This is a genomic window from Streptomyces lydicamycinicus (assembly GCF_000829715.2).
GTDB lineage: Bacteria > Actinomycetota > Actinomycetes > Streptomycetales > Streptomycetaceae > Streptomyces > Streptomyces lydicamycinicus.
Window position 1 is genome coordinate 474,859 of sequence record NZ_BBNO01000008.1, and the last position, 23,774, is coordinate 498,632.

General features: G+C 72.2%; 21 protein-coding genes. 10 read left to right on the forward strand and 11 right to left on the reverse strand.

What is annotated here, in order from left to right; translation table 11 throughout:
• Positions 1–155: 155 nt before the first annotated feature.
• Positions 156–1,103, reverse strand: a complete 948-nt coding sequence (locus tag TU31_RS28345; RefSeq protein WP_107070769.1) for a nucleotidyltransferase domain-containing protein — start codon at positions 1,101–1,103, stop codon at positions 156–158.
• Between the two features lie 119 nt (positions 1,104–1,222).
• Here TU31_RS28345 and TU31_RS28350 point away from each other — a divergent pair, with 119 nt between their 5' ends.
• Positions 1,223–2,560, forward strand: coding sequence for an MFS transporter (locus TU31_RS28350; RefSeq protein WP_245698818.1), 1,338 nt, complete (start codon positions 1,223–1,225; stop codon positions 2,558–2,560).
• A gap of 128 nt (positions 2,561–2,688) precedes the next feature.
• On the opposite strand, the gene TU31_RS28355 is transcribed toward TU31_RS28350, so the two are convergent.
• Positions 2,689–3,048 (reverse strand): GntR family transcriptional regulator, encoded by a 360-nt coding sequence (locus TU31_RS28355; RefSeq protein WP_042159622.1) that lies wholly within the window; start codon positions 3,046–3,048, stop codon positions 2,689–2,691.
• A gap of 1 nt (position 3,049) precedes the next feature.
• Complete coding sequence (locus tag TU31_RS28360; RefSeq protein WP_158894759.1) at positions 3,050–3,991, reverse strand: DUF1648 domain-containing protein; 942 nt, start codon at positions 3,989–3,991, stop codon at positions 3,050–3,052.
• Between the two features lie 165 nt (positions 3,992–4,156).
• Between TU31_RS28360 and TU31_RS28365 the strand changes: the two genes are divergently transcribed.
• A complete protein-coding gene (locus tag TU31_RS28365; RefSeq protein WP_042159627.1) occupies positions 4,157–5,686 on the forward strand; it encodes a helix-turn-helix domain-containing protein in 1,530 nt (509 codons plus the stop codon).
• A gap of 193 nt (positions 5,687–5,879) precedes the next feature.
• Complete coding sequence (locus TU31_RS28370) at positions 5,880–6,515, forward strand: hypothetical protein (protein ID WP_042159629.1); 636 nt, start codon at positions 5,880–5,882, stop codon at positions 6,513–6,515.
• Here the strand turns inward: TU31_RS28370 and TU31_RS28375 are convergent.
• A complete protein-coding gene (locus TU31_RS28375; RefSeq protein WP_042159631.1) occupies positions 6,493–7,293 on the reverse strand; it encodes a VOC family protein in 801 nt (266 codons plus the stop codon). The two genes, TU31_RS28370 and TU31_RS28375, sit on opposite strands and share 23 nt — an antisense overlap.
• 217 nt (positions 7,294–7,510) lie before the next feature.
• On the opposite strand from TU31_RS28375, the gene TU31_RS28380 reads away from it, so the two are divergent.
• Complete coding sequence (locus TU31_RS28380; protein WP_042159633.1) at positions 7,511–8,038, forward strand: hypothetical protein; 528 nt, start codon at positions 7,511–7,513, stop codon at positions 8,036–8,038.
• A 31-nt stretch (positions 8,039–8,069) separates the two neighbouring features.
• Here TU31_RS28380 and TU31_RS28385 read toward each other — a convergent pair whose 3' ends face one another.
• A complete protein-coding gene (locus TU31_RS28385; protein ID WP_042159635.1) occupies positions 8,070–9,203 on the reverse strand; it encodes an acyl-CoA dehydrogenase family protein in 1,134 nt (377 codons plus the stop codon).
• 170 nt (positions 9,204–9,373) lie between these two features.
• On the opposite strand from TU31_RS28385, the gene TU31_RS28390 reads away from it, so the two are divergent.
• The gene (locus TU31_RS28390; RefSeq protein ID WP_042159637.1) at positions 9,374–10,981 is read left to right on the forward strand and encodes an AMP-binding protein; all 1,608 of its coding nucleotides are present in this window, start codon (positions 9,374–9,376) and stop codon (positions 10,979–10,981) included.
• 4 nt (positions 10,982–10,985) lie between these two features.
• The gene (locus TU31_RS28395) at positions 10,986–11,837 is read left to right on the forward strand and encodes a PaaX family transcriptional regulator (RefSeq protein WP_042159640.1); all 852 of its coding nucleotides are present in this window, start codon (positions 10,986–10,988) and stop codon (positions 11,835–11,837) included.
• A gap of 19 nt (positions 11,838–11,856) precedes the next feature.
• Here TU31_RS28395 and TU31_RS28400 read toward each other — a convergent pair whose 3' ends face one another.
• Positions 11,857–12,621, reverse strand: coding sequence for an HAD family hydrolase (locus TU31_RS28400; protein ID WP_052719089.1), 765 nt, complete (start codon positions 12,619–12,621; stop codon positions 11,857–11,859).
• A gap of 451 nt (positions 12,622–13,072) precedes the next feature.
• Here TU31_RS28400 and TU31_RS28405 point away from each other — a divergent pair, with 451 nt between their 5' ends.
• Positions 13,073–13,705 carry a TetR family transcriptional regulator gene (locus TU31_RS28405; protein WP_042159644.1) on the forward strand — a complete coding sequence of 211 codons (633 nt, stop codon included), beginning with the start codon at positions 13,073–13,075 and terminating at the stop codon, positions 13,703–13,705.
• Positions 13,706–13,737: 32 nt separating this feature from the next.
• Here the strand turns inward: TU31_RS28405 and TU31_RS28410 are convergent, their stop codons facing one another.
• Entirely contained in the window at positions 13,738–14,766 is a 1,029-nt protein-coding gene (locus TU31_RS28410) for an MDR family NADP-dependent oxidoreductase (protein ID WP_042159646.1), read from the reverse strand.
• Positions 14,767–14,994: 228 nt separating this feature from the next.
• Here TU31_RS28410 and TU31_RS28415 point away from each other — a divergent pair, with 228 nt between their 5' ends.
• Complete coding sequence (locus TU31_RS28415; protein WP_245698820.1) at positions 14,995–15,591, forward strand: ScbR family autoregulator-binding transcription factor; 597 nt, start codon at positions 14,995–14,997, stop codon at positions 15,589–15,591.
• 147 nt (positions 15,592–15,738) lie between these two features.
• Positions 15,739–16,719 carry a ScbA/BarX family gamma-butyrolactone biosynthesis protein gene (locus tag TU31_RS28420; protein WP_052719090.1) on the forward strand — a complete coding sequence of 327 codons (981 nt, stop codon included), beginning with the start codon at positions 15,739–15,741 and terminating at the stop codon, positions 16,717–16,719.
• Positions 16,720–16,842: 123 nt separating this feature from the next.
• Here TU31_RS28420 and TU31_RS28425 read toward each other — a convergent pair whose 3' ends face one another.
• Both TU31_RS28425 and TU31_RS28430 read right to left on the reverse strand, forming a co-directional pair.
• Entirely contained in the window at positions 16,843–19,134 is a 2,292-nt protein-coding gene (locus TU31_RS28425; protein WP_042159650.1) for a bifunctional salicylyl-CoA 5-hydroxylase/oxidoreductase, read from the reverse strand.
• 2 nt (positions 19,135–19,136) lie between these two features.
• Positions 19,137–19,964 (reverse strand): enoyl-CoA hydratase family protein, encoded by an 828-nt coding sequence (locus tag TU31_RS28430; RefSeq protein ID WP_042159652.1) that lies wholly within the window; start codon positions 19,962–19,964, stop codon positions 19,137–19,139.
• 302 nt (positions 19,965–20,266) lie between these two features.
• Here TU31_RS28430 and TU31_RS40680 point away from each other — a divergent pair, with 302 nt between their 5' ends.
• The gene (locus tag TU31_RS40680) at positions 20,267–21,073 is read left to right on the forward strand and encodes an ATP-binding protein (protein ID WP_052719091.1); all 807 of its coding nucleotides are present in this window, start codon (positions 20,267–20,269) and stop codon (positions 21,071–21,073) included.
• Here the strand turns inward: TU31_RS40680 and TU31_RS28440 are convergent.
• Positions 21,036–22,532: an amino acid permease gene (locus tag TU31_RS28440; protein ID WP_042159654.1), complete on the reverse strand. Its 1,497-nt coding sequence runs from the start codon at positions 22,530–22,532 to the stop codon at positions 21,036–21,038. The genes TU31_RS40680 and TU31_RS28440 overlap by 38 nt on opposite strands.
• A 187-nt stretch (positions 22,533–22,719) precedes the next feature.
• The gene (gene argF, locus TU31_RS28445; RefSeq protein WP_042159656.1) at positions 22,720–23,724 is read right to left on the reverse strand and encodes an ornithine carbamoyltransferase; all 1,005 of its coding nucleotides are present in this window, start codon (positions 23,722–23,724) and stop codon (positions 22,720–22,722) included.
• Positions 23,725–23,774: the final 50 nt, after the last annotated feature.

A 23,774-nucleotide genomic window follows, 5' to 3' on the forward strand; every position in this document is an offset into this window, starting at 1 on the left:
GGGGTGGGTTGGGGGCGTACTCGGCTGCCGTACTTCCTCCGTACGAGGGCGAGTTCACGCAGAGGTTGCGCAACGGACCGCCTTGCGCGGGATATTGGCGCGGCGAACGCGTACGCGTGCCCCGTTGGGTTGGAGGAACGGGCCTCCAGCGCCGATCAGCCCCCTGAGGCCGGGGAGTTGAGGCCGTACGTCGCCAGCGTGCGGTCAAGGGCCGGGCCGAGGAACGCCCGGGTCAGGTCGGCGCGGCGGGTGAGCCAGTCGGACGGGTAAGCGGAGCCGGGCGGCGGGGGCGGTGCCGCGGGCCCGTAGCGGCGGTTCCTGATGTCAGCGATGACCTCGTCCGGGGCACCGAGTTCACCGAGGACGTCCAGCGCCTCGCCCTTGCTGATGAGCGTGCCGTCGCGGAGGGTCACCGTGGCGCGGGCCAGGACCAGCAGGCCGAGGTCGACCCAGATGTCCTGGAGCCACAGTTCCGGGTTCTCCAGGGTGGGCCGCCAGTAGTCCCGCAGATCGGTGCGGATGTAGGCGGCGAGCTGTGCGTCGGTCACCGGCGGGAGGAGGGCGGCGGGGGTGTCACCGTGAAGGACGCGTCCGAACGTATGGAGTTCGCGGCGGGTGACCGGGGTGACCGTGCGGCGCTTGAGTTCCCGGTGGGCCCAGGTCAGGTGGAGACGGTCGGGGTCGGCCGTCTCGTCGGCGGCCAGGTAGCTGCAGTGCAGCTTCGCGGCGAGGGGGTCGGTCCGGTCCAGGGTCTCGTGGAGCTCGGCCAGTTGCCGTTCCTCGGCCGGCGTACACGGACGGTCGACGATCGCGATCAGATCGAGGTCACTGCGGCCCTGCTGGTAGTCGCCACCGGCGAGGGAGCCGTGGGCCCAGAGCGCCCGGAGAAGCGGGAGCCGCGGACGGAGGCCGGCCAGAAAGCGGTCCAGGAGGTCGGCCGTTGCCCGGTCCGTGGAGGGCGGGGCGGGGGTGCCGCGGTCGGGCGTGACGGTAACGCGGTCAGGGGTGGTGCGTTCGCCGGCGGCCCGTTCACCGCTGGTTTCGGCCACCGCCCCGGGCGGACCGGACTCGGGAGGCGGAGCGGGCGCAGCTCTGGACGTCATCACAGCAGTCTGGCCCCCATGGGGAGGCGGCGACAGAGGGCGCCCCACCCACCGCACGTTCTCGGCCGCTGCGCGGGATTGCCGCACGCGGACGGACCTCCGGCTCCTACGCTGACGCCGTGACGGCCACTCCGGAACCCGCGCTCCCGTGCTCGTCCCCGCCCGCCGCCACCGACCCGCCACCTGCCGATCCGCCGCCTGCCGGCCCACCCCTCTGGCGGGACCGGCGGTTCATGCTGCTGGCCGCCGCCCGCACCATCTCGGTCCTCGGGAACGGCTTCGCCCGGGTGGCGCTCTCCTTCGCGGTGCTGGCACTACCGGGGGCGGGACCCGGTCAACTCTCGCTGGTGCTGGCCTGTCAGGCGTTGCCACAGCTGGTGTTCATCCTGGCCGGCGGGGTGATCGCGGACCGGATGTCGCGCTCCCGGCTGATGATCGTCACCGATCTCGTCGGCGCCGCCGCGTACGCCGGACTCGCCACCATGGTGCTGACCGGGCACGCTCCCCCGTTGGCGCTCTGCGCCCTGGCGGCGCTGGCGGGTACGGCCACCGCGCTGTTCTCCCCCGCGATGGACGGCGTCATTCCGCTACTCGTCCCCGCCACGCGGCTACAGCGGGCGAACGGGCTGCTGCGGGTCGGTATGAACAGCTCGATGCTGCTGGGGCTCGCGCTGTCCGGTGTGGCCGTCGCCGTCGTCGGCGCCGGCTGGGCCCTGGCGCTCAATGCCGCGTCGTTCGTGGTGAGCGCGCTGCTGATCCGAGGCCTCCGGCTGCCGGCACGGGCTCGTACGGGGTCATCGGGGTGGGCCGATCTGCGGGACGGGTGGCGGGAGTTCGCCGGGCGGCAGTGGCTGTGGGTGGTCGTCGCGCAGTACTCGGTCGTGGTCGCCGCGCTCAACGCCCATGCCGGAGTGCTGGGGCCGCTGATGGCCGAGAACGGGCTGGGCGGGGCACGGTCCTGGTCGCTGATCGTCGCCGCGCAGGCACTGGGCACCATCACCGGCGCCGGGCTGGCCGCCCGCCTCCGGGTGCGCCGGCCGGTGCTGACCGCCGTATTGGCCACCTTCCCGCTGGCCCTCCCGATCGCCCTGCTCGCGCTGCGGGCGCCGGTGCCGTGGATCGCGCTCGCCATGTTCGCCTCGGGTATCGCCGCCGACATCTTCGGTGTGCTGTGGGCGACCACCATCCAGCGGGAAGTCCCGGAGGCGGCGCTGTCCCGCGTCAGCTCGTACGACTGGTTCGGCTCCCTGGCCTTCGCACCGCTCGGCCTGCTGATCGCCGGACCGGTCGCGGCACGGATCGGCGTCGGCCCGGCCCTGGCCGGCTGCGCCGCACTGATCGTCCTCGCCTCGGCCGCGGCCCTGCTCTCCCCCCAGGTACGCGGCATCCGCGCACCGGAGCCTTCGCCGACGGATGAGGATCGGAGCGAGCACGAGGCGAGCGGGCAGCCTCACTGAGGTCGCGGGCGCCCGAAGGGGGCGCGGGGAACTGCGCGACCGGCCACGACGCGGCCGCAGACGCGACAACGGCCCCTCGCCGAGGACTTGGCGCAGCAGCCCTCAGCCGTTACACCGGCCCCACCCCCTCACCGCCCCGCGAGCCCCGTCCGCACCACCGTCACGATCTCCTCGTCGGAGAGCCCCAGCCGGCGGGCCTCCGCGATCAGCCGCTCGGCGGTTTCCCCGAGGCGGGCGCGGGCGGGCGCGGCGGCGCCGATGACCACCGCACCGCGCCCGCGGCGGAGTTCGATCAGCCCCTCCTCCTTGAGGCGTTGATAGCCGCGCAGCACGGTGTGGACGTTCACGCCGAGGGACGCGGCGAGTTCGCGGGCAGCCGGCAGCCGCTCCCCGGTGGGTACCGTCCCGTCGGCGATGGCACCGCGGACCGAGGCCGCGATCTGGTCGCCGAGCGGGACGGACGACCCGGGGTCGACCTGGAAGAGCACCTCAGCCTCCTTGCCGCGAATGGGCGCGGTCGGTGTACGTATTGAGCAGTGCGGCGGCGGTCGCGGCATCGTCGACCGTCACCACGAACTCCCTGCCGTTGGCCAGCCGTACCACAATGCCCTCCCCCGAGCGCAGCACGAAGCCGCTGCGGTTGGCCCGGATGCGGTAGCCCCAGCCGCCGAACTCGGCGAAGCAGGCGACGTGTCGGCTGCCGGCCTCCTCGATGCGGTCCAGGGGTATGCGCCGGAAACGGCAACGCGAGGACAGCAGCGCCGGCGCGAGGGTCAGCCCGCGCCGGTCCACGGTCACCCGTACCGAGGCCAGCGGCAGGGACACGGCAGCGCCGAACAGCAGGCCCGCGCTCGCGATCCAGTCGGCGAAGAGGCCGATGAGGAGCCCGCCGGCGAGCAGCAGACCGCCCAGTACGGCCAGCGGCGGCGAGGCGATGGTGCGCGACCAGCCGGCCGTCGCGGTGGCGGGAAGGCCGAGCCGGGACACCGCACCGCGCGGCTGCCCGGGCGCCACGGGCGCCGCGCCGGCGAGCAGCCGCCCCAGCGCCCCGGCGCACAGCGCCACCGCGAGGCCGAGGAACAGCTCCCACGGCGGCACCCGGACGGCAGATGCATCGGCCGCGTCGACGTTGCTGAGCAGCGTCACGCAGTCGGTGTAACCGGTTAAGGCAACGGTGGCGTAGCCGCCGGCAATCACCCACGGCACCTCGGGGGCAGCCGGCCGCACCTGGACGAGGAAGCCGACCACGGCGCCGAGAAGGAGGAACAGGGCGAGGCATCCGGTCAGAAAGCCCTGGACGGAGCTGAAGCCGTCGGCCTGGCCGCCGAACCGGAAATGGGTGGCGAGCGGATCGGGCAGCCGGCCGGACACCGCCGTATAGATGCCGGCGAACGCCACGATCACGGCAACGAAGGGACCGGCGGCAATCACGGTCCGCGGCCGCCTGGTCGGAGACGGGACAGAACGCAGCACACTCTTCATGACTCCCCTTGCGACTCCGTGACTCGGACTCACCGTCAATTGTTCGCATAGTAGTAGAACTATGCGACACGCCACAATGAAGCATCCATCTCATATCTGAGATACGGTCCCCCCATGGCAGACGACTACCTCGTACGCATCGGCAGGCTCATCCGTGACGCCCGACAGCACCGTGGCTGGACACAGACGCAGCTTGCGGAGGCTCTGGGCACCAGCCAGAGTGCCGTCAACCGCATCGAACGCGGGAATCAGAACATCAGCCTTGAGATGATCGCCCGTATCGGCGAGGCTCTCGACAGTGAAATCGTCTCGCTCGGCTACGCCGGGCCGATGCATCTGCGGGTGGTCGGCGGACGCCGACTCTCCGGCAGCATCGATGTGAAGACGAGCAAGAACGCCTGTGTGGCGCTGCTCTGCGCCACGCTGCTCAACGCGGGCCGCACAACTCTGCGCCGGGTGGCCCGTATTGAAGAGGTCTATCGCATCCTCGAAGTACTGGGCAGCATCGGCGTACGGACCCGGTGGATCAACGACGGCAACGATCTGGAGGTCATCCCGCCCGCGGAACTCGACCTCGACTCGATGGACACCGAGGCCGCCCGCCGCACCCGCAGCGTCATCATGTTCCTCGGCCCGCTGCTGCACCGGATGGACCACTTCAAGCTGCCGTACGCGGGCGGTTGCGATCTCGGCACCCGGACCGTGACCCCGCACATGACCGCGCTGCGCCACTTCGGCCTGGAAATCACCGCGACCGACGGCACCTACATCGCCGAGGTGGACCGCACCGTCGCCCCCAAGCGCGCGATCGTGCTGACCGAACGCGGCGACACCGTCACCGAGAACGCGCTGCTGGCCGCCGCCCGCCACGACGGCGTCACGGTCATCCGCAATGCCTCCTCCAACTACATGGTCCAGGACCTGTGTTTCTTCCTGGAGGAGCTGGGCGTCCGGGTCGACGGCATCGGCACCACCACCCTCACCGTCCACGGGGCCGCGCACATCGAACGCGATGTGGACTTCGCCCCGTCCGAGGACCCGGTCGAGGCAATGAGCCTGCTGGCGGCGGCAGTTGTCACCGAGTCCGAGCTGACCATCCGCCGGGTCCCGGTCGAGTTCCTGGAGATCGAACTGGCCGTCCTGGAAGAGATGGGACTGGACCACGAACGCAGCCCGGAGTACGCCGCCGACAACGGCCGCACCCGGCTCATCGACCTGACGGTCCGCCCCTCCAAGCTCCAGGCGCCCATCGACAAGATCCACCCGATGCCCTTCCCCGGGCTCAACATCGACAACGTCCCCTTCTTCGCGGCCATCGCGGCCAGCGCCCAGGGCCAGACCCTCATCCACGACTGGGTCTACGACAACCGCGCCATCTACCTGACCGACCTCAACCGCCTCGGCGCCCAGGTCAAACTCCTCGACCCGCACCGCGTCCTGGTGGACGGCCCCACCCGCTGGCGCTCCGCAGAAATGATGTGCCCCCCGGCCCTGCGCCCCGCCGTCGTCGTCCTCCTGGCCATGATGGCCGCCGAGGGCACCTCCGTACTCCGCAACGTCTATGTCATCAACCGCGGTTACGAGGACCTGGCGGAACGCCTCAACTCGATCGGGGCGCAGATCGAGATCTTCCGGGACATCTGACCGGCTGCCCCGCCGCCCCCTTCCTGACCTGCAACGGCCTGGGCCGGGAAGGGGTGTGGCGGCACCCGTGGGACTCCGCCGGCGAGGTGCCCGCACACACTGCGGCACGACGTCCAGGGGCGGGCGGCCAACTCCGTTGTCAGTGCCTGCTGTCAGGCTGAGTATCGCCTCACACCGTCGTCTGGAGGACAGCATGAGTGTCGATCTCGGTCCGCTGGTCATCGCTCGCCGCAGCGGCGGTGAGCCGATTCGGGCCCAGGGTGAAACGGTGGGCAGGCTGGGTGACTTCTGGAGCTGGGCGTGCTCAGACCTGGCCAACAACACCATGCGGGGTGTTCTGGCGGAGTACCTCGTGGCCACGGCGTTGGGCGCCGCCACGGGTACTCGCACCGAATGGGACACCGTTGACATCCGTACGCCCGAGAAGTGGCGCGTCGAGGTCAAGTCGGCGGCTTATCTGCAGTCGTGGGCGCAGTCCCAGCCGTCGGACATCTCGTTCTCCATCGCGCCGGCCTCCGGCTGGGACGCACAGACCGGCACCGCCTCGGCCGAAGTACTGCGCCGCTCCGACGTGTACGTCTTCTGCCTGCTGGCCCACCAGGACAAGCAGACGCTCGATCCCCTCGACCTCGACCAGTGGACCTTCTACGTGCTGCCCACCCGGGTCCTGGACGAACGGTGCGCGGTCCAGAAGACCATCAGGCTGTCCAGCCTCAAGCGCCTCGGCCCGCTGGAGACCGACTTCACGGGCCTGCCGAAAGTAGTGGCCACCTGCGCCGAAGGCACGCGACAGCCCGACCCCCACCTCAAACCCTCCCCTCCGGCGTGAGTACCACGAACTCCGCGCCCGCGGGGTCCGTGCAGACCGCGAGGCGGCCGACGCCCTCGGCGGTTTCGGGGCCCATGGAGAGGGTGCCGCCGTTGCCGGTTGCCAGGCCGACGGTGGCGTCGCAGTCCTGGCAGCCGAAGACCGGGTGCCAGTACGGCTTTCCGCCGGGGCCGAGCAGGTCCGCGGGGACGCCCATGAGGCCGCCGTGCATCCGTTCCTCGCTGCAACCGGCGGGGGTGAGCAGGGTGTAGGTGCCACCGCCGCCGGGGAGCGGCATGTCCTGGGTGCTCCAGCCGAAGACGGACTTGTAGAAGGTCTGCGCGGCGGCGGGATCGGTGGTGTAGAGCTCGGTCCAGACCAGCGTGCCCGGTCCGTCCGCGGCCTCGACTCCCGGGTACCTGGCCGGTTCCCAGACGGCGAACTCCGCTCCCTGCGGGTCCGTGAGCTGGGCGAACCGCCCGTCGTCCGTACCGACGCCGGCCGGCGCCACACGGACCGAGCCGCCCGCCCGCTCCACCGCTTTGACCGAGGCGTCCGCGTCGGAGGTGTGGAAGTAGAGCGTCCAGGCGGAACGGGCGCCGTCCTCGGTGAGCGGGCCGACCGCGCCGACGGCCTTGCCGGCCAGCCGGAAGAGGGTGTATCCGCCCGCGCCCTGGCCGCCGTGCGGTTCGGCCTGCCAGCCGAACACGGCCCGGTAGAAGGCCGTTGCGGCCTCGACATCCGGGGCACCGAGGTCGAGCCAGCACGGGGAGCCGGGAACGAAGTCAGTAGTGATCATGGCGATTCCCTTCGCGGATCCTCTCTGCTGTCAGCCTGACATCCGGCCCCGGCCCTCGCCCGTCGGCCGGAATTCGGCGTCCGCGCCCGCTCTTGCTAGCCTGACGCGCGCTCGTCAAGAACGCTCGGCGAGCGCATCACCAATCGAACGCGCGTATAGGTACGCGCTCAGAGCGGCCGCCCAAGGGGGCGGCCGTTTGCACGGGGGAGAAATAGCTATGCAGTTTCGCCATGTCCGCGCTGTTGCCGCATGTGCACTGGTGGTCGTCGCGCTGACCGGTGCCCGGCATTCGCACGGCGGGGGCTGCGGCAGCAGCCACAGCTCCAGTTCCAGCTCCGGTTCCAGCGGCGGCTACAGCAGCAGCGACGGCGGTTACAGCAGCTCCGGGAGCACCACCAGCAGCGGCACCACCACGGGCGGTTCGCCGACCGCCGGCTCCACCACGCCGCCCGAGTCGGACATCCGGATCAGCGACTGCCAGGTCGACAGCGCGGCCGGGACGCTGAGCGCCAAGCTGAGCGTGACCAACGGCAACTCGCAGGGCACGGCGTCCTACAACGGCACCGTGCAGTTCACCGACGAGACCGGCGCCACCTTCGGCTCGGCGCAGATCTCCGTCAGCGGGGTGGCCGCCGGCCAGACCCGGCCCGCCTCGGTCTCCGGCACCTTCCTGAAGGGCCCCGACGGCCAGGGGCCGGGCTCGGGCAAGTGCAAGCTGGGCCAGGTCTGGAAGGTGAACAGCTGAGGCGCCCAACGGGCTGAGGCGGTCGCGGACTTCAGGGCCGCGACCGGTACAGCTCCTTGGCGATGATCGAGCGCTGCACCTCCGTGGCGCCCTCGTAGATGCGCGGCGCCCGGACCTCGCGGTAGAGGTGCTCCAGCAGATGACCGCGGCGCAGCGCGCGGGCGCCGTGGATCTGCACGGCGGCATCGACGACGTACTGCGCGGTCTCGGTCGCCAGCAGCTTGGCCATGGCCGAGCGGCGGGCGAGGTCCGGGGCCCCGGTGTCGTACGCGGAGGCCGCCGCGTAGACCAGGAGGCGGGCGGACTCGACCCGGGTGGCCATCTCGGCGAGCTGGTGGCCGACGGACTGGAGGTCCTTGAGGGGACCGCCGAACGCGGTGCGCGCGCCCGCATGCGTCAGCGCCGCCTCCAGCGCGGCCTGCGCCATGCCGACCGCGAAGGCGCCGACGCTCGGCCGGAAGAGATTCAGCGTGGCCATCGCGACGGCGAATCCGCCGTCCACCTCGCCCAGCACGTCCTCCCTGGTCACCGGCGTGCCGTCGAAGACCAGCGTGCCGATCGGATGCGGGCTGAGCATGTCCAGGTGCTCGCCGGTCAGGCCGGGGCGGTCGGCGGGGACGAGGAAGGCGGTGATCCCGCGCGCCCCCGCCGCGCCGCCCGTCCGGGCGAAGACGGTGGCGAAGTCGGCCTCGGGGGCGTTGGAGATCCAGCACTTCTCGCCGGTGAGCCGCCAGCCGTCCGGGCCGTCCGGCTCGGCGGCCAGGGACAGCGCGGCGGCGTCCGACCCCGCACCCGGCTCGCTCAGCGCGAAGGACGCGACCGCCCGGCCGGCGGCCACCTCCGGCAGCCAGCGGGCCCGCTGGGCGGCGGTCCCGGACTGCACCACCGGGTAGGCCCCCAGGCCCTGGAGCGCCAGCGCGGTCTCCGCCTCCGAGCACTCCTGGGCGAGGGATTCCCGCAGCAGACAGAGGTCCAGGGCGCGCAACGCGCCGTCGGCGGGGAACAGACGGCGCAGCAGGCCCAGTTCACCGAGGGCGGCGACCAGCGGGCGGTTGACCCGGCCCTCCTCGCCCTTCTCGGCCAGCGGACTCAGCCGTTCGGCGGTCAGCACGCGCAGTTCGGCGCACCATTCCTGCTCGTCCGGTCCCAGCGCGAATACGGTCACGAGGCGGCTCCCTGGTAGCGGTCCTCTATCGCGGTCTGTTGACTGCCGTCACGAACACGTTACGCTGACGACGGATCCGAACGGCAGTCCTCGACCGCAGAACGCGCAGCAAACCGAGCAGTCCCCGATCCCGGCCGCCCGTCGGCCACCCGCCCAAGGGGGCACCCGTCATGGAGCTACGGTCCTCGGCCCATACCGACACCTTCGCGCGCGACCGGCTGCCGCCCCACGACCAGTGGCCGCTCCTCACCGATCTGGGCTATCCCGACCGGCTGAACTGCGGTGCCGAGCTGCTGGACGGCACCATCGCCCGGCTCGGTGCCGACCGGCCCGCGGTCCGCGACGCGAGCGGCCCCGTCTGGACGTACGGTCAGCTGCGCGCCCAGGTGGACGCGATCGCCCATGCGCTCACCGACCGGCTGGGGGTGCTGCCGGGCAACCGCGTCCTGCTGCGCGGCCCCACCACGCCCTGGCTGGCGGCCTGCTGGCTCGCCGTGATGAAGGCGGGGGCGGTCGCGGTGACGGTGCTGGCCGCCCAGCGCCCCGAGGAGCTCGCCACGATCTGTGCGATCGCGCAGGTGCGGTTCGCGCTGTGTGAGGTGCGGGCCGTCGACGATCTCGCCAAGGCCGGGGTCCCGGGGCTGCGGATCACGACGTTCGGCGGGGACGGTCCGGACGATCTGCGGCAGCTCGCCCGGCCGGGCGGCGCGCCCTACCCTGCCGTGGCGACCTCCGCCGACGATGTCGCGCTGATCGCCTTCACCTCGGGCACCACCGGGCGCCCCAAGGGCTGTATGCACTTCCACCGCGATGTGCTCGCCATCGCGGACACCTTCTCGGCGCAGGTGCTGCGCCCGGAGCCGGACGACGTGTTCGCCGGCAGTCCGCCGCTGGGCTTCACCTTCGGCCTCGGCGGACTGGTCATCTTCCCGCTGCGGGCGGGCGCGTCGGCCTTTCTCGCCGACTGGGGCGGGCCGGAGCAGTTGCTCGGCGATATCGCGGCGCACCGGATCTCGGTGCTGTTCACCGCGCCGACCGCCTATCGCGCGATGCTGCCGAAGCTCCCCGGGCACGACGTGTCCTCGCTGCGCCGGTGTGTGTCGGCCGGGGAGAATTTGCCGGCCGCGACCTGGCAGGCCTGGCACACGGCGACCGGGCTGCGGATCATCAACGGCATCGGCGCCACCGAGCTGCTGCACATCTTCATCGCGGCCGCCGACGACGCGATCCGCCCCGGGATGACCGGACTGCCGGTCCCCGGCTTCCAGGCGCGGGTGGTGGGACCGGACGGCGCACCGCTGCCGGACGGCGCGCCGGGGCTGCTGGCGGTCCGCGGGCCGACCGGCTGCCGCTATCTCGCGGACGCCCGGCAGACGGAGTACGTACGGGACGGCTGGAACATCACCGGCGACACCTACGTCCGCGAGCCCGACGGCTACTTCCGCTATGTGGCCCGCGCCGACGACATGATCATCTCGGCGGGGTACAACATCGCGGGGCCCGAGGTGGAAGACGCGCTGCTGCGGCACCCCGATGTGACCGAGGCGGCGGTGGTCGGCCGGCCCGACGAGGACCGCGGGCAGGTGGTCGTGGCCCATGTCGTGCTGCGGGACGGCGTCCCCCGGGGTGACGACACCGTCGTCGCGCTGCGCGCCTTCACCAAGACCCGTATCGCGCCCTACAAATGCCCGCGCGAGATCGTCTTCCACAGCTCGCTGCCGCGCACCCCGACCGGCAAGCTCCAGCGTTTCCGGCTGCGGGAACCCGATCTAGAGTGACCCGGTGAACGACCCGCACACACAGCGCACCCCACGGTCCCTGATCGTCACGTTCTACGGCGCCTACGGACGTGGCGAGCCCGGCGGCCCGGCCGGCCCGGCCGCTCCGGTACCGGTCGCCGCCCTGATCCGGCTGCTCGGTGCGCTCGGGGTCGATCCGCCGTCGGTGCGCTCGGCGGTCTCCCGGCTCAAGCGGCGCGAGCTGCTGACTCCCGCCCGGACGGCCACCGGCGCGGCCGCGTACGGGCTGTCCGACGCGGCCCGCCAGCTGCTGGACGACGGCGACCGCCGGATCTTCGGCCGGCCGGCCGCGCGGCTGTCCGACGGCTGGGTACTGGCCGTCTTCTCCGTCCCCGAGGAGGAGCGGCACAAGCGCCATCTGCTGCGCTCCCGGCTGGCCCGGCTCGGCTTCGGCACCGCCGCGCCGGGTGTGTGGATCGCCCCCGCGCAGCTCTACGAGGAGACCCGGCACACCCTGGAGCGGCTGCAACTGGACCCGTACGTCGACCTGTTCACCGGTGCGCACGCCGGCTTCGCCCCCACGGCGGACGCGGTCGCCCGCTGGTGGGACCTGGACGCCATCGCCGCACAGCACCGCGCCTTCCTGGAAGAGCAGGAGCCGGTCCTCCAGCGGTGGTCACGGCGCCGCTCGGTGCCCCCCGAAGCGGCCTACCGCGACTATCTGCTGGCGCTGGACGCCTGGCGCCGGCTGCCCTACGCGGATCCCGGACTGCCCTCTCCCCTCCTGCCTGAGGACTGGCCGGGCGGCCGCGCGGCGGACGTGTTCGGCCGGCTGCACGCCAAACTCCGGGACGCCGGGGCCCCCTACGCGCACGAGGCGATGGCCGGGGCGTAGCGGCCCCAGCGCACCGGCCTCAGCGGCGGCGCTGCTGGGCCCCCACCTTGACGCCCGAGCGCGGCCGGGCGGCGGCGATCACGGAGACCACGTCCTTGAAGGAGCCGCACATCCGGGTGCCGGCGACCCCGGCGAGCTCACCGAAGGTGCCGACCCCGTAGGTTACCGCGACCGGCTCCATGCGCGCGGTGACCGCCATCCTCATGTCCCCCACGGTGTCCCCCACATACGCGCTCTGCCAGGCCGCGACACCGAGCCGGCCGGCCGCCCGCAGCACCATCTCCGGGTGCGGTTTGCCGCGCCGGACCATGTCCTGGCCGATGACCGGGCCGACCAGGTCGCGGATGCCCATGACGTCGAGCAGCGCCTCCGCGCTGCGGGTCGTCTTGGACGTGGCGACGGCCAGCTCGACCCCGTGGGCGCGCAGCGCGGACAGCCCCGCGGTCACGCCCGGGAAGAGCAGCTGCGGCCCCAGGCACAGCACTTCGTAGGCGAACAGTTCGCGGTAGCGGGAGATCGCGGCCTGCACCCGGCCGTCGTCCTCGGGCCTGCCCAGCAGCCGGCCGAAGGCGGGGCCGGGAGGCTTGCCGATCGCGGCGGCCGCCTGCCGTGCGGTCACCGAACACCCCTGCTCCGAGGCCACCTTGATCAGCAGTTTGCTGATCGCGGGGAGGGTGTTGGCGAGGGTGCCGTCCAGGTCGAAGACGGCGGCCCGGATCGTCTCACCTCCGGCGCCCCGTACACCTCTCACGGGACGTTCGCCGACTTCCGTTGCTACGCGCATGGCTGGAGACCTTTCCGGATTCCGATGGGGGGTGCAGGGGCTCGGGTGACGTTGCTGGCTCGGCTGATGGGGCGGCCTGCGGTCGATGACGGGTAACGGCAGCGGCGGTCTCGCCATGGCGCACCGCCGTCCAGGGCGGCACGCAACCGTCGAGGCGGCGCATCGGAAGGGAACGTCCCGTTTACCGCCTTCGGAGATTTAAAAACCGCCTGCGCTGTTTGTCAATGCATCCCCGTCTCCCCTGACGGGTCGACAACACCCCTTTGCGGCGCCAGACTGGGGGCACATGCCCCGCGGGAGCCGTCGAGCGCCGGAACGAGCGAAAGATCGTCACCTTCGCGTCAGGGCCCGCCAGTTCCGGCCAATCCCGTGGAGCATATCGAACCGCATGGTTGGTTTTCTATGTAGACTGCAATGAGCTCGCAGCCGTACTAGAGACGGGACGGACACCGTGCCCACCCAGCATCGCGCCATCCAGAGCCGCCAGGCACTCATCCGCTCGGCCGCAGAGACCTTCCTGGAGAAGGGGGTTCCCGCAGCGGGCATGGTCGAGATCAGCCGGCGGGCCCGGCTGAGCAAGGGAGCCCTCTACTTCCACTTCACGTCGAAGGACGACCTCACGCTCGCGGTGCGGGACGCGGCGCTGGAGGCCCTACAGGAGCTCGAAGACGCCTTCACCCGCTCCACGCAGCCGCTGACCACCGCCGTACGGGACTTCACCACCGCGCTGTTCGGCCGGGTGGAGTCGGACGCGGTGCTCCGCGCCGGCTTGCGGCTGCGGCCGGAGACCGCGCCGGGGCTCGGTATCTACGCCCTGGAGCAGCGCTGGTACGCGCTGTTTCTCGACAAAGCGGTGACCTGCGGGACCGGCGGGCCGGCCGGGCCGCATGCGACGGACACCGAACCGCGGCGGACGGCCCAGCTGTTGACCTCGATCGTGGTCGGTCTGCTGCATCTGGGCGGTGAGGACGGGACGTGGTGGGACCGCGAGGCCATCGTCGACCTGTGGGCGCTGCTGCCGGCCGCACCGGGCCGGATCCCGGCCGCCGTCCCGGCTCCGGCGCAGCTTCCGGCGGCCGGCTGAACCGGGCCCGCCCCGGTCCTCAGGCCCCGGCCTCACAACGCGACCAGCACGGCCCCGATATGACGACCCTGCGTCAGTTCGCGCAGCGCCTGCGGCGCCTGTTCGATCCCCTTCAGAAGGGCGTGCGGGAAGACCAGCGTGCCCTCCCGCAGGCCCTGGCCGAACTCCTTCGTCCACTCCTGCGGCAGGTCCGGGTGGGCGTGCAGCCCGAACCCGCGCAGGGCCACCCGCCGCGTGATGATCAGCCCCGGGTCCAGCTCCACCGGGGCGATGTCGCCGCGGTCCCCGCCCAGCTGACCGGAGAGCGCGCCGACCAGCGCGAACCGCGCATCGGGGCGGGCCACCGCGAGCGCCGCCGTCAGCTGTTCGCCGCCGACGGTGTCCAGCAGCACATCGATACCGCCCGGCGCGGCCCGCCGCAGCTGCCGCTCGATCGGCCCGGCGCCGCGCACGATCGTGTCGTCGTAGCCCAACTCGGCGCGCAGCCGCGCGGCTTTGCGCTCCGAGCCGGTGCTGCCGACGACCCGCCCGGCACCCAGCCGCCGCGCGAGCTGCCCGGCCATGCTGCCCACGCCGCCCGCCGCGCCACTGATGAACACGGTGTCCCCCGGCCTGACCTCGGCGGCCCGGCGCAAGGCACCCCAGGCGGTCGCCCCCTGCGACAGATGCGCGGCAGCGGTCGGCAGCGCGTCCGGGTCGAGGCGCCGTACGCGCGACGCGTCGACCGCTGCGAACTCCCGCCAGCCGCAGGGGTGCTGGACCAGATCGCCGGGGGTGAAGCCGCCTCCGGGCGCCGCCACCACCTCGCCGACCGCCGCGCCCCACAGCGCCTCACCCGGTACGAATGAGGGCATCGGCAGCCGGATTCCGGTCATCTGCGACCGCATCACCGCGGTCACCGCCATCAGGCGGTTGCGCACCAGCACCTCTCCGTCCCGCGGCTCGGGCACCGGGACCTCGGCGATCGTGAAGTGGCGTGCCGTCAGCTCGCCTTCGACCCGGTCCGCGAGCCGGACCTCGCGGTGTACGGCGGGTATGGCGGGGACGACGGTGGGGGACATCGGACAGCTCCTCGCGCTCGTAGCACTCGATGATGCCGCCCCGGAGGACGTCACCGGTTCACGCCCGAGGGGCCCCGCCTCCGGACCGGGCGCAAATTCAATACCGCATGGTTGGCTTCTTTATGATGCGGAAATAGACTGCGCGGCCACGGGCAGCGGGTCGCACTCAGGCACAACAACTCCAAGAGAGCATACGGAGGATGATCGGTGGTCAAGCAGGAACGCGCAGTGCGCACCCGACGCGCCGTCCTCGAAGCGGCGGCTCATGTCATCGGCACCCGCGGGTACCAGGCCGCCACGATGGCCGAGATCATCCAGCGCGCCGGGGTCACCAAAGGAGCGGTGTACTTCCACTTCACGTCCAAGGACGCACTGGCCCGCGCGGTCATAACGGAGCAGACCGATCCCTTTCTGCCGCAGGTCAGCGAGTCCCGGCTCCAGGACGCCATCGACTTCACCCACCAAGTGGCACTGGCCCTGCGCAGCGATCCGTTGCTCCAGGCCGGCACGCGGATCGCGGTGGAGACGACCTTCAGCGAGGATCCGCTGGTGCCGTACCAGGCGTGGACCGACATCATCACCACGATGTTCACCGAGGCCCGGGACAACGGTGAATTACTGCCCGGGGTGGCACCGGACCGGGCGGCCGAGTTCTTCGTCGCCGCCTACATGGGCGTGCAGTTGTTCTCGCGCGCCGCGACCAACCGCGCCGATCTCCCGGAGCGGGTCACGGCCCTGTGGAAGCACACACTTCCGGGCCTCGCCTCGCCCGGTGCGCTGAGCCATCTGGATCCGCACGGCCGCTGCGTCAAGGTCTCGGTCTGACGTTCCGGGCCACCGCCCTGGCGGAGCCGACGGCTCCTTCCCGGCTCTGGAAAACAAACCACATGGTCCGTATCTTAGTGTTTTGGGCCGTGACCAAGCCTCAGCCCGTCAGGGCGCTGAGAGCCGCACCACAGAAAGGAACCACCTATGGCCAGCGCCACGCTCACGCCGTACTTGCGCGATCAGCGCCACGACATCGGAGGCGGGTCCGCCGACGGAATCCGACCGTCGTCGCTCACCACGACCGTGCCGCGCGAGTACGTCCACCGCAACGCGTTGTCCGAGGTGTTCCTGACGAACTGGCGGCGTGGTGGCGCGGATACCTGGGTGGTCAGCGCCCAGTGGCCGCGCGCCCACACCTTCTACGGGCCGCTCCACGGGATGCACGACCCGATCCTGCTGATAGAGACGGTGCGGCAGGCCGGCATATTACTGAGCCATGTCGCGCACCGGGTGCCGCTCGACCACCCGATCATCTGGCAGCGGGTCCGCTACGACCTCGCGCCGCAGGCACTGCGCACCGCGCAGCACCCCGCCGAGGTCGAACTGCACATCACCGACCGCGACATGGTCCACCGCGGCAAGCGGCTGGTCAGCGCCCTCCAGGAGTTCCGGATCCGGTGCGACGGCGCCGAGCTGGCCTCCGCGACGCTCGACTACTCCTGTCACAGCCCGGCCGTCTACCGCCGGCTGCGCGGCGAGTACGGCGATCTGGCGTTCGCCAACTCCCGTACGCTGCCGCTGCCCGGGGCCATGAGCCCGCAGCTGGTCGCCCGGGAACACGACCGCGATGTGGTGCTCTCCCCCACCGACCGCCCCGACCGCTGGCAGCTGCGGGTGGACACCTCGCACCCGGTTCTCTTCGACCACCCCGTGGACCACGCCCCCGGCATGCTGATGGTCGAGGCCGCCCGGCAGGCCGCGCAGGCCGCCACGCCCGGCGTCACCCTGCCGGTCTCGATGGAGTGCTCCTTCTCGCGCTACGCCGAACTCGACGCGCCGATCTGGGTACAGGCGCGGACCACCGGCCGGGGCGACGACGACCGCCGGCAGGTCGAGGTCACCGTCGAACAGCACGGCCGGCCGGTCGTCTCGGCGCAGGTCAGCTGCGTACCGACACCGCCCTGACCGACCCCCCGGCCGACCACCGCACCGGCCCGCCGGACCCCTGACCGGCCTCTCCGCCGGCCCGTCGGCGTCCTTGCGGACCGGCCCCGCGAACGGCCCCGCCCCGCTGCCCGTGCCTCCCCGTCACCGCAGCGTGAGGCGGGGCTTCGGCGCGTCCAGGCGTCCGGTGGGCGGAGTGCGGCTGCCCGCCTGGTAGGGGAGCGGCCAGGGCGCGCCCGGTCCGGCGTACCCCTGCTCGGCGGCGGCGTGCAGCGTCCAGTGCGGGTCGTACAGATGCGGTCTGGCCAGCGCGCACAGGTCCGTACGTCCGGCCAGTACCAGGGAGTTGACGTCGTCCCAGGAGGAGATGGCGCCGACCGCGATGACCGGCACGCCGAGGGTGTTGCGGATACGGTCGGCGAACGGGGTCTGGTAGGAGCGGCCGAAGTCGGGGCGCTCGTCGGGCACCACCTGGCCGGTGGACACATCGATGGCGTCGGCGCCGTGCTCGGCGAAGGCCCGCGCCATCGCCACCGCGTCCTCCGCGGTGGTGCCGCCGTCCGCCCAGTCGGTCGCGGAGATCCGGACCGTCATCGGACGCCCGGCCGGCCAGACGGCCCGGACCGCGTCGAAGACCTCCAGCGGGAAGCGCAGCCGGCCGGTGAGGTCGCCGCCGTAGGCGTCGGTGCGGTGGTTGGTGAGCGGTGAGAGGAAGCCGGAGAGCAGATAGCCGTGGGCGCAGTGGAGTTCGAGCAGGTCGAAGCCGGCTCGGGCGGCGGACTCGGCGGCGCGGACGAACTGTGCGCGGAGGGTGCCGAGTTCGGGTTCGGTCAGGGCGTGCGGGGTCTGGTTGACGCCCGGGCGGTAGGGCAGCGCGGAGGGCGCCACGAGGGGCCAGTTGCCGTCCGGGAGCGGCTGGTCGATGCCGTCCCACATCAGCCGGGTGGAGCCCTTGCGGCCGGAGTGGCCCAGCTGGACGCCGATGGCGGTGCCGGGGGCGGAGGTGTGCACGAAGTCGGTGACCCGGCGCCAGGCCGTCTCGTGCTCCGGCGCGTACAGCCCCGTACAGCCGGGCGTGATCCGCCCCTCGGGGCTGACGCACACCATCTCCGTCATCACCAGTCCGGCCCCGCCCAGCGCGCGGGCGCCGAGGTGGACGAGGTGGAAGTCGCCGGGGGTGCCGTTGTTGTCCGCGGCGGAGTACATGTCCATCGGGGAGACCACGACCCGGTTGCGCAGGGTCAGCTCACCCAGCCGGAAGGGCAGGAACATCGGGGGTGTGCCGGGCGGGGTGCCCGCCTCGTCCTCGACGGCCGCGACGAATCCGGGGTCGCGCAGCCGCAGGTTGTCGTGGGTGACGCGGCGGCTGCGGGTGAGGAGGTTGAAGGCGAACTGGTGCGGCGGCTGGTCGAGATAGGTGGCCAGCTCCTCGAACCAGGCGAGGCTGGCGCGGGCCGCGCGCTGGGTGGACGCGACGACGGGGCGGCGCTCCTCCTCGTACGCGGCCAGCGCGGAGGCCGTGTCGGGCTGCTCCTCAAGACAGGCCGCCAGCGCCAGGGCGTCCTCGACGGCGAGCTTGGTGCCGGAGCCGATGGAGAAGTGCGCGGTGTGCGCGGCATCGCCGAGCAGCACGGTGTTGCCGTGCGACCAGCGGTCGTTGACGACCGTGCGGAAGGCGATCCAGCTGGAGTTGTTGCCGCGCAGCGACCGGCCGCGCAGGGCGTCGGTGAAGACCTTGGCGCACCACTCGGCCGACTCGCGCTCATCGCAGCGGTCGAGCCCGGCCGACCGCCAGACCTCCTCGCGCATCTCGACGATGACCGTGCTGGCGCCGTCCGCCGGGCCCTCCGGCCGGGCGAAGGGGTAGGCGTGCAGCTGGACCACGCCGTGCTCGGTCTCGGCGATCTCGAAGCGGAAGGCGTCGAAGGCGAAGTCGGCGGCGAGCCAGATGTAGCGGCAGCGGTGGGTGGTCAGCTGCGGGTGGAAGGCGTCGGCGTGCGCGGTGCGGGTGGCGCTGTGCACCCCGTCGGCGGCGATCACCAGGTCGTACGCACGGGCCAGTTCGGCGGCGGGCGGGGCCTCGGTGCGGAAGCGCAGCTCGATGCCGAGATCGCGGCAGCGCCGGTGGAGTACGGCCAGCAGCCGGCGCCGGCCGAGCGCCGCGAAGCCGTGTCCGCCGGAGGTCAGGGTGCGGCCCCGGTGGACGATGTCGATGTCGTCCCAGCGGACGAACTCCGCCTGGAGGGCGCGGTAGACCTCCGGGTCGGCGTGCTCGATGCCACCGAGGGTCTCGTCGGAGAGCACGACGCCGAACCCGAAGGTGTCCTCGGGTGCGTTGCGCTCCCATACGGTGATCTCGCGGGTGGGGTCGAGGCGCTTGAGCAGCACCGCGGCGTACAGCCCGCCCGGCCCGCCGCCGATGACGGCGACCCGCATGGCTATTTCCCCTGCCACTTGGGGGCCCGCTTCTCCGTGAAGGCGGCGTGGAATTCCGCGTAGTCGTCGCTGTTCATCAGCAGCGCCTGGGTGGCGGCGTCCATCTCCACGGCGGCGGCCAGCGGCATATCGAGCTCGGCGGTGAGCAGCGCCTTGGTCTGGGCGTGCGCCATCGCGGGCCCTTCGGCGAGCCGCCGGGCGAGCGCAGCGGCCGCCTCGTCGACCCGGCCCTCCTCGGCCAACTCGCTGATCAGGCCGAGGCGTTCGGCCTCCGGTGCCCGGACGGTGTCGCCGAGCATCAGCAGCCGGGTGGCGTGGCCGAGGCCGATGACGCGGGGCAGGAGATAGGCCGCGCCCATGTCGCCGCCGGAGAGTCCGACCCGGGTGAAGAGGAAGGCGAACCGGGCGGACGGGTCGGCGACCCGGAAGTCCGCGGCCAGCGCGAGCACCGCGCCCGCCCCCGCCGCGACCCCGTGCACCGCCGCGATCACCGGGAACGGGCACTCCCGCACCGCCCGGACGACCTGCCCGGTCATCCGGTTGAAGTCCAGCAGTTGGGCGGTGTCCATGCCCAGGGTGGCGCCGATGATCTCCTCGACGTCGCCGCCGGAGCAGAATCCGCGCCCCTCCCCCGCGAGCACCAGGGCGCGTACGGAACGCTCCCTGGACAGCTCGGCGAGCAGGTCGCGGAGGTCGGCGTAGGCCTCGAAGGTGAGCGCGTTGAGCTTGTCCGGGCGCGCCAGGGTGACGGTGGCGACCCCGTCCTGCCGCGTCACGCGAAGGTGCTGCCAGGTCTCGGTACTGCGGGCGGATCCTGCGAACGGGCTCATCGGGCTGCCTGCCCCCTTTGGCCGGGTCGGCCGGTGGATGCTGTTCCGGATGCCTCTCGAAGTTATCACTCCTTCATGACTGTCGTCATGAGAACGCGATACGACACGGCCGACGACGACGGCCCGCCACCCGCCGGGGCCGCCAGGGTGGACCCGCCGAAGGTCCCGGCCGCCGCATGACGTAGGTCATCCGATCCCCGGCCGCTCGCCCCTGCTCCCCCGCCTCCGCGCTTTCTACGGTGGAGGGGCCCGATCCGGTCTCAGGCCGCCGACCCGGCCTTTCGCGAACGGACGCACCGCGCATGCTGGAACCACCCACCCCTGCGACCTGGCGCATCGCGCTGCCGCGCGGCGCGACCGCCGTCCCCATCGCCCGTGCGATGGTCCGGACCGCCATGCAGGATCTCCGGGTGACGGCCGACCGGACCACCGCTCAACTACTGACCGCGGAGCTGGTCACCAACGTGCTCAAGCACACCTGCGGTGCCGACCCCATCGAGCTGGTGGTGGAACAGCGGCCGACGGGCTGCCGGATCGAGGTACACGACGACAGCCCGCTGCTCGTGAAGGGCCTGGGCGATCCGGTCCCCCTTGGAGAACCGGGGGCGGGGGTGGTGGGAGCGCCGGGCGGTGGCGCGCCGGATGGCCCGGGGGTGGACCCGCCCGGCGGCATATCGGCCGGCCCGTCGGCCGGGCCGTCACCCGGCCGGTCGTCGGACGGCGAGGTGCCGACTCAGCGGGCGGAGGAGGAGGCCGGGCGGTCCGCAGACGGCGCCGAGACGGGCGATGGCGGGGAGGGGCAGGAGCTGGACGGGGAGGGGCAGGGGCCCGACGAGGACAACGGGCATGCCGGAGTCGATGGCGACACCTACGCCGACGGCTCCCCGGACTCCCGTTCCGCGGACGACGACGATGCCGACGCCACGGCCGCCCACGGGACCGACACCGGCCCCGACGCCCTCTCCCCCGGCCCGGCCCGCGGTGACCACGACGGTCGTGGTCTGCTGCTGATCCGGTCCCTCAGCGCGGCCTCCGGCTGTCGCCCGACGCCGCGCGGCAAGGCCGTCTGGTTCACCCTTCCCGGGGTGCGGCGCCCGCGCCGACGCTGACGGCGGTCGCGCCCTCGCCGGCACCGGCCGCCGGGTCCTGCGCCGCCGCCGCGAGCCGCGAGCGACGGCGCCCGTAGCACGCGTAGACCAGCGCACCGGCCACCAGGAACCCGGCGAACTGGAGCCAGGTCGCCGGACCGGTGCCGTACATCAGATAGAGGCAGAAGGCGATGCCGAGCGCCGGGCTGACCGGGAAGAGCGGGACACGGAAGCGGCGCGGCAGATCGGGGCGGGTACGGCGGAGCACCATCACGCTGAGGTTGACCACCGCCATGACCGCCAGCGTCCCGATGGTCGACAGGTTCATCACCGCGTCCAACGGGACGACCGCGGCCGGCACGGCGAAAACGACCGCGACGATCCAGGTGTTGGCGACGGGGGTGGACGTCCGGGGCGAGACCCGCTCGAAGATCCGCGGGACCAGGCCGTCCCGCGCCATCGACATCAGGATGCGGGTCTGGCCGTACATGACCGCGAGGACGACCGAGGCGATGGCGACGACGGCGCCGAACGCGATCACCCCGCCGCCGAGCGTCGAGTGGGTGACGTGGTTGACGATCAGCGAGAGCGCGGCGGGCCGCCCGCCGACCTCGCCGGCGGAGAGCGCGCCGATGGCGGAGACCGCGACCAGGCAGTACAGGACGGTGACCACACCGATGCAGACCATGATCGCGAGCGGGATGTTCCGCCGCGGGTCCCTGGCCTCCTCACCGGCCGTGGTGATCGCGTCGAAGCCGATGTACGAGAAGAACGCGAGCGAGGCGCCGGAGGTGATGCCGGCGACGCCCTCCGGGGCGAACGGCGACAGGTTGCCGGCCTGGAAGGCGCTGAAGCCGATCGCGCAGAACAGGACCAGGATCGCGAGCTTCAGCACGGCCATCGCGGCGGTCGCGCGGGCGCTCTCCCGGATGCCGCGGACGAGCAGCAGCGCGGCGAGCAGCATCACGACGACGGCCGGGATGTTGACGATGCCGCCGTCGCCGGGCGGCTGGGAGAGGGCGGCGGGCAGCTGCCAGCCGGTGAGGCTGCCGAGCAGCTCATTGAGGTACTGGCCCCAGCCGACGGCGACCGCCGAGACCGAGATGCCGTATTCGAGCAGCAGGCACCAGCCGACGAGGAAGGCGAGGCGCTCGCCGAGGGTGGCGTAGGCGTAGGAGTAGGCGCTGCCGGACACCGGTATCGCGCCGCCCAGCTCCGCGAAGGAGAAGGCGGTGAAGACGCAGGTGACGGCCGCCAGGACGAAGGACACGATGACGGCGGGACCGGCCTCGGCGACGGTGTCGGACAGGCCGACGAAGATGCCGGTGCCGACGATGGCGCCGATGCCGAAGCAGATGAGCTGGAAGAGCCCCATGCTGCGCCGGAGGCCGTTGCCTTCGAGGTCCGCGCCCGATTCGGCGATGAGGAGGTCGGGCGATTTGATGCGCAGTCCGGACGGACCAAGGAAGGGCGGGCGCACGGTGGGGTTCTCTCTCTGGTGGTGCGACGCGCGCGGCGGGGGTGAGGCCACACACGGAGCGGGGTCCGGACCGGTGGGTCCGAACCCCGCGAGCGGATCGATGGTAACCGCCGAAACCGTATGATCGCCCGTTTGCGTGTATGGCTATGCGGTGCCCTGTTTTGTACGGGGCGCGCTGGACCGGGCCCTAACGGGCGAGCGTCGCGACCAGCACCGCCTTGATGGTGTGCATCCGGTTCTCCGCCTCGTCGAAGACGACGGAGTGCGCGGATTCGAAGACCTCGTCGGTGACCTCCAGCGACGAGAGTCCGTGCCGCGCGTGGATCTCCCGGCCGACCACCGTGCCCAGGTCGTGGTACGCGGGCAGACAGTGCAGGAACTTCACATCCGGCTTGCCGGTGGCGCGCAGCACGTCCATGGTGACCGCGTACGGGGCGAGCAGCGCGATCCGCTCGTCCCAGACCTCCTTGGGTTCGCCCATGGAGACCCAGACGTCGGTCGTCACGAAGTCCGCGCCGCGCACGCCCTCGGCCACGTCCTCGGTGAGCGTGATGCGCGCGCCGGAGCCGTCGGCCAGCCGCCGCGCCTCGGCGATGACCGTCTCCTCGGGCCACAACTGCTTGGGCGCCACGATCCGTACGTCCATGCCGAGCAGGGCGCCGGTGACGAGGTAGGAGTTGCCCATGTTGTTCCGGGCGTCGCCGAGGTAGGCGAAGGCGGTCTCCGTCAGGGGGCGGCCCCGGCCGTGCTCGACCATGGTCAGCGCGTCGGCGAGCATCTGGGTCGGGTGCCAGTCGTCGGTCAGCCCGTTGAAGACGGGCACCCCGGCGTACGCGGCCAGCTCCTCGACGTCGGACTGCCGGCTGCCGCGGAACTCGATACCGTCGAACATCCGGCCCAGGACCCGGGCGGTGTCCTTCACCGACTCCTTGTGCCCGATCTGCGAGCCGGACGGGTCGAGGTAGGTGGTGGAGGCACCCTGGTCCGCGGCGGCGACCTCGAAGGAGCAGCGGGTCCGGGTCGAGGTCTTCTCGAAGATCAGGGCGATGTTCCTGCCCTGGAGGCGAGGGACCTCGGTGCCGGCGCGCTTGGCCGCTTTCAGCTCGGCCGCCAGGTCGATCAGTCGGCGGAATTCCTCGGCGCTGAAGTCCAGCTCCTTGAGGAAGTGGCGGCCCGTGAGGTCTATCGCCATGGGTGGGCTCCTGGGTTCGCGGCGGTCGGGACGGACTCGGACCCTGGAAT